Annotated in this window: 4 protein-coding genes, 1 tRNA gene and 2 pseudogenes; 2 read left to right on the top strand and 5 right to left on the bottom strand. The window is 38.9% G+C overall.

The genetic code is table 11. The annotated features are described in order from the left end of the window. Window positions 1-5 precede the first annotated feature (5 nt). Entirely contained in the window at window positions 6-458 is a 453-nt protein-coding gene (locus NO991_RS13695; protein WP_300359426.1) for a hypothetical protein, read from the top strand. Between the two features lie 61 nt (window positions 459-519). Here the strand turns inward: NO991_RS13695 and NO991_RS13700 are convergent. After that, window positions 520-606 (bottom strand): annotated as a pseudogene (locus tag NO991_RS13700) (hypothetical protein); the annotation flags it as partial. Window positions 607-619: 13 nt separating this feature from the next. On the opposite strand from NO991_RS13700, the pseudogene msrB reads away from it, so the two are divergent. Then, window positions 620-982: pseudogene (gene msrB / locus NO991_RS13705) on the top strand (peptide-methionine (R)-S-oxide reductase MsrB); the annotation flags it as partial. A gap of 18 nt (window positions 983-1000) precedes the next feature. Here msrB and NO991_RS13710 read toward each other — a convergent pair. The 4 genes from NO991_RS13710 to NO991_RS13725 form a co-directional block, all read right to left on the bottom strand. Beyond that, the gene (locus tag NO991_RS13710; protein ID WP_371352124.1) at window positions 1001-2950 is read right to left on the bottom strand and encodes an ATP-binding protein; all 1950 of its coding nucleotides are present in this window, start codon (window positions 2948-2950) and stop codon (window positions 1001-1003) included. Beyond that, window positions 2947-4308: an extracellular solute-binding protein gene (locus tag NO991_RS13715; protein ID WP_300359417.1), complete on the bottom strand. Its 1362-nt coding sequence runs from the start codon at window positions 4306-4308 to the stop codon at window positions 2947-2949. The genes NO991_RS13710 and NO991_RS13715 overlap by 4 nt, the downstream gene beginning before the upstream one ends. Before the next feature lie 21 nt (window positions 4309-4329). Continuing rightward, window positions 4330-5964 carry a tetratricopeptide repeat-containing response regulator gene (locus NO991_RS13720; RefSeq protein ID WP_300359415.1) on the bottom strand — a complete coding sequence of 545 codons (1635 nt, stop codon included), beginning with the start codon at window positions 5962-5964 and terminating at the stop codon, window positions 4330-4332. A 201-nt stretch (window positions 5965-6165) separates the two neighbouring features. Beyond that, a tRNA-Val gene (locus NO991_RS13725) sits at window positions 6166-6241 on the bottom strand. Window positions 6242-6341 lie beyond the last annotated feature (100 nt).

Consider the following 6341-nt stretch of genomic DNA (forward strand, 5'->3'; position numbering starts at 1 on the left):
GCAATATGTTGGCAATTAATAAGCTTTTAGCAAAAATTTCACTCACTATCGCGCTGGTATTAATTGCTTTATGGGTATTTACGCCACTTTGGCACAGTGCTGCATTTTCGTTGTTTGTGATGTTATGGGGCTTTATTACGTTATCAAGCTTATATCGAGTGACTCCGTTATTTGTAACGCGTAACCCCATTACTGATTTACTAAAGCGTGATGTAAATCAGCTAGCGCTGATAAGTCTGGCTGGTTTATTCGATTTTAAACGCAAAGCTGAGTTTGTTTTAATTGGCCAAATTAAGCAGATTGAAATCGGCGAAGGTATAATCCATGTAACGGATGTCAACGACCAGCAAATAACTGCAGTATTGAGTGTTGCTAGCAGCCAAATTAATAGCCATTTAGCACAGCTACTTTCTGAGCGTGAACGTGCACAAATAGATATCCGACTGCAAACACATTAATCACTAGACGCATGCTGCTTGCCCTTAGTAGGGCTTGTGATGTACTGTGCAACTGTTGTATTCAACCCTGAGGGAGCACTATGTTAACTTGGCAAGATATTTTAGAGTTTGCCCATAACGGCAACCCAACACCTCCACGTCGAGTCGAAAAATCGCCATCTGAATGGCAAGCCGAGCTCGAACAAGATGCATTCTATGTAACCCGTTTAAAAGGCACCGAACGTCCTCACAGCTCTGATTCATGTACGATATTTGAACCTGGTCAATATGCGTGTGTATGTTGTGACAACTTACTATTTGACGGTGATGAAAAGTTCGATAGTGGCACTGGTTGGCCCTCATTTACTCAGCCAAGCAGTGTTGAAAGCATTGCCTATATCGCGGACTCTAGCCATGGTATGCAGCGTATTGAAGCTGTTTGTAATGTTTGCCATGCACATTTAGGACATGTATTCCCCGATGGTCCGCCGCCAAGTGGTTTACGCTATTGCATGAATGCCATAGCGATGAAAAAACGCGACTAATGCGTGTTTAACCCATACTTAATCTAGGTACTGGGCAATGATGAAAATAAGGTGCTCACGGTGAATTGGCTTACTAATTATGTAGTCTGTCAAAATACTCGATTGCGCCTTATCGTCTTTTAATACCGATGCTGTAACCGCAATGATTGGAATATGCTTAAAGCGATCATCACTACGAATTAGCTGACTTGCTTCTAATCCACCCATCACTGGCATCTTTAGATCCATAATGATCAGATCAGGTTGGTTCTCTTCTACCTTTTTCAAGGCCTCTTCACCGTTTATTGCTGTATCTATTGTAAAGCTCCAGCGTGATAGAAATGACTCCAAGTACTCTCGGTTGTATGGAATATCATCAACTATCAATATACGAGCTGGATTAAAATGATAGCTAGAAATAGCAGGGTAATTTCGATGTTTAACCTCTGTTTTTGATTCGGCAAATTCTATATTTGGTAGCAATACAATAAACTCGCTACCTTTATCTTTTTCACTAATTACAGATAGTTCACCACCCATCAATTTTATAAAGCGATGAGATATAGCTAAACCGAGCCCAGTGCCACCAAATTCAGAACTGCGTTGCCCTTGAACTTGCTCAAAATCATTAAAAATCAGCGCTTGTTGATCGGTTGGGATCCCCTTGCCAGTATCTTTGACATGAATTTTTATATTAATGTGGCCATCATTTTCACGTTCTTCAAAGTCAAAGTGAACTTTAACGCTACCATGTGAGGTAAATTTAATCGCATTACTGATCAAGTTTGTCAGTACCTGTCGAACTTTATTGCTATCAAGTAAAACAGGGGTTTTAAATTCAGGGTGTGAAGTGACCTGTAAATCTAGATCCTTTTGAGCGCTGAGCTGCAAAAACATCATACTTAGTTCATGGCACATCGTCGGAATTTCGACCCTTTCCATGTCCAGCTGCATTTTTCCTGCATCAATTTTAGATAAATCAAGAATATCATTGAGGACGTTTAGCAGAGAGCTGCCAGAGATCGAAATGGCTTCTAAATAGCGGCGTTTATTTTTATCAGTTTCACTGTCTTGGAGTAATTGGCTGAAGCCTAATACTGCATTAAGCGGTGTTCTTAGCTCATGTGACATATTCGCTAAGAACCTGCTCTTAGCTTGGTTTGACTGCTCGGCTTGCTCTTTGGCATCCAAGTATTCTTGAGTTCGTTTTGCAACGGTTTCTTCTAATTGACTATGTTGCTCATGCATGCTGTTTATTTGTTGTCTTACTGCAGCACGCATCATTTTAAAACCACTGGCAAGAGTGCCAATTTCATCACGACTTTTAATATTTATTGGGCAATTTAGATCGCCAGTGGTAACTGCATGCGAAAACTCAACTAATTGCCCAATAGGCTGTAAAATAATTCGGCGTATAATGATATAAGCAATGAGTAATGCAGTAAGTAAGTAAATTGCGAACAGTGATACAGCATTGCTGATAATTGATTTAGTTTTTAATGTTAAATCAATATCTGAAAAACTAACAATAACATAGCCAATATTTTCATCTTGGGCGTTATTGATTGGAACTGCTACAGCATATTGTTGATCTAAAGTGATGATAGAATTTTGTTTTGGATTGAGCTGCTTTATTATCGTTTGATTTGTTTCTAAGGTATCGACTTTGCTGTAATCAGGGTGAGCGGCAATAAAGTTATTCTGATCGATAAAGTAGATTGTCTTTAAATCATCAAATGTATTATTTGCCAGAATACCTTTAAGAGTGATGCCTTGAATTTTTAAAACCCAACTACCTACTGTATTGTCTTTTGTAAGGGTCTTTATCTCTGAAAGCATAGGTGAAACGATGGCATTAGCTTTTTCACTCATATTTAGCAAGGTTTGCTCTTTTAACTCAATAACATGTAAAGTTGTACTTACCCCTAAAATCAACGTAATAGTAAACCCAATAATGAGTAGGATTTTATGAGCAATACTGACTCTCATTGTTTATTTTCACTCCTTGCCTGTAATGCCCGCATATTAACATTAATTTTTGCATCAGTAGCTTTTATTGATTGCTTTATGTCTGCTCCATAAAAAATTTGACTAAATGTTTGCGATATAAGCTCACCGACAACTGGAAACTCAACCATCCCAGCTTGCAAACGGTCAGGAGTAGCATGCTCAAATACCCATAACATGGCTTTATTAAAGCCTGGTTTGTTTACGAGAGTAAATAGTTTCTCGTGCCACACCTTTTGTCTTGGCGGTGAGCCGCCTGTACTTAATAATGCCGCTGTTTGCTCACTGGTTGCCCACTGAATAAATAACCACGCTGCTTTTTTTTGATTTGATTGGTTATTAATTGCGAATGCCCAAGACCAAGGAGATGTTTCACGGGCGACTGGACCGGCTGGTAACGGTGCGGCTTCCCATTTATTCCAAATATCTGATTCTTCAGCGGTATCTATTTCATTATAAAAATGAGAGGCTAAAAACGCCGAAGCAAGTTGACCTTCTTTAAATAGTCGACGAATTTCATAAAAGTGCAGCAAGCGACTGTTATCAGGATTGCCGAATCCCGTTACAAGGTCTCGGTATGCTTGCAGACTTTGTGCTGTTTGAGGGCTATCAAAAACAGACTGACCTTGCGCGTCAATTACTTCAGCACCATAAGCACGCATAATGGGTAACACTGTCCAAGTGTTTAATCCTGCACCTGGCAGAGTTCGGGAGGCAAATGCGTGCATGCCATTTAAAGATGGGGTGCGGTCAATTGCCTTTTGAAGCTTAATTTTAGTCTCTTGTAGTTGCTCGTACGTGTCGGGTACCGCTAAGTTAAAGTGCTCGAACAGATCTTTACGATAAAAATAAATCGGTGCAGAAAAATCAAATGGTAACGAGTATAAAGCGCCATTGATTTTACAAAGAGCCAAGCTACGTTCGCTAATATCTTCTAACTGATACCAAGCTTTGTCTGTGAGTTTTGGGTTATCAATATAGGGTTGTAGGGGATCTATCCAGCCTCGACTTTGTGCTTCACCCAAAAAGGTTATACCCATTGGCAGTACATCATAGAGGCCTGTATGCATACTTAAATCTTGGTGGCGACGAACACGCATTTGAGATTGTTCTAAGGCATGAAAACCTACAGATATCCCTGTTAACTCTTCAAATAGAGGGATATATGGTTTTAGGGCCAAAAATGCAGGCTGCTCATCTGCTAATATGTTGATATGTGTACCAGACTCACTTTGCCAGTTTATTTTGGCTTGCTGCCAATATTGCAACATTGCAGAAGCTGAACAAATAGGGCTTTTAATTATGAAAGATGCAATAAGGAGATGCTTTATTAATTTCAAAAAGATGCTCCACGAAGAGGGTTATTCAGAAAGCTTGATATTTAACTTGGCAGCTTGTGCTTTTATTTTATCAAACCTCATAGCTTGTTCATCTTCTAAAGACTGAGACGCTAAGAGGGTGTAGCACTTTCTTGCAAGCATTAAGTTGAAAGACTGCCCTTGACTGCTTGTGTCAAATAAACACTGTAGCAGATTTAACGCAATACTGGCATTTTTAGGCATAATTCTAAATGCTTGTGTGAATGCCTCAAGCGCAGTATTGAGCTGGCCTTTATTAAACTGCGTTACAGCGTGGTTATTGAGCTCTTTCGGGCCAAGCTTAATATCACGTCGCTCAGTTTGCTGTTGTTGAATATAACGTAAATACACCGGATCGCTTACTGACGGGTGGCGTTCACAGTGAGTTATTATTTGGTTAAACAGCATCTGTGCTTTATGGTGAAAACCAAGCTCATGAAACGCTTTCGCTTTATCGAGAGCTCCATCTACAGAACGAATCTGAGTGTCACTTTCATCAAGTTGATTGATAAGTGCTTTAGCCTTTTGATGTTCATCTTTTAAATAATGTAAACGTGCGTTAAGAACATCAATTTGTGTTTGATTATTACTATTCGGAAATTGTTTTTTTAAATCACTCAAATATTGATTTGTTTGTCTTGAAATGCGATTAACTTGATCGGTTTGATCCGTCGTTAAGGCAAAATCAATCCCTGCACGAGCCGCATTTAGGTACACATCAGGGTTGTCGTGAATTGAGTGTTTAGCATAACTAGCTATATCTTTTTGGGTTAAATAATTTTTCTCGTAGTCATGATTAAGTAATGAAACATGGCTAAGCGTTTTTTGCCTCTCGATATTGCGAGGTGCAATTTCAACAGCTTGGCTGAAAAAAAGCTGTGCATCATCAAATTTATTGAGCTTTATCTCTAACTTTCCGAGTAAATCCAGAGCTACTAAGCGTGTTTCACTCCTTTGTAGCATAGTCCTCAACATTCTATGAGCGAGAGTATACTCATTATTTGCAATTAAAGCTTCCACTAAGCCAACTTTTGCCCATGTAAATTTTTGAATATCGAGCACAGATTTGAAAAATGCTTTGGCTTGTTCATTTCTGTTTAAACGAAGTAGGGCATCGCCTTTTAATCTCAATAAAATCGCACTGTAACTATTCGATTTGTTTTGTAGTAATTGATCAATGCTCTTAATAGCTTTTGAGTCGTTTTCATCATCAATCAACTGGTATATATTTTTTAGATGATGCTTTCGCAATAAAACTTTTTCAATTCTATTTTTTAAGTCGTAAATAGTAAAAGGTTTAACAAGAAAGTCATCCGGCTGCAGCTCTAAAACACTATGAACCAAAGAACCACTGGTTTCTGCAGATATAAATATAAAACCTGTGGAGTTTTTAATTAGGCGTTTAACTTTAAGTTCTTCATAAAGCTGATAGCCATCCTGGTGTTTACTTAGATTAAAAGAACAAACAATGAGATCAAACTGTTCTATTTGACACTGTTCTTTGGCAGCAATAGCGTGTTCTGCAAATCGCAACTGACGAAACCCCAATCCCTCTAGAGACTGCTTCATATAGCTCTGAGCAAGTGCTTGCTCTTCGACTATTAATATTTTGGCTTTCGAAAAAATCTTTGCGGGCATTAGACTTGCGACCGAGTATTGTTAACAATGACTATAATAAACAGTCTAGCTGCTGACAAGGCAAATTACAGCTTTTGCAACGATTTAAAGTTTAGCTTTGGGCTATATCAATAAAGTGAGAAGTGATGAGTAATAGACTTTAGAAGTTAGATATTAGAAGTTAGATATTAGAAGTTAGATATTAGAAGTGATTGTTATATGTGGTGGGTCGTACTGGACTTGAACCAGTGACCCTCGCCTTGTAAGGGCGATGCTCTCCCAACTGAGCTAACGACCCACATATAAATTTTTTGAAGATTAAATGGTGGGTCGTACTGGACTTGAACCAGTGACCCTCGCCTTGTAAGGGCGATGCTCTCCCAACTGAGCTAACGACC

This window comes from Pseudoalteromonas sp. DY56-GL22, from assembly GCF_041414715.1.
In the GTDB taxonomy this organism is placed as follows: Bacteria; Pseudomonadota; Gammaproteobacteria; order Enterobacterales; family Alteromonadaceae; genus Pseudoalteromonas; species Pseudoalteromonas simplex.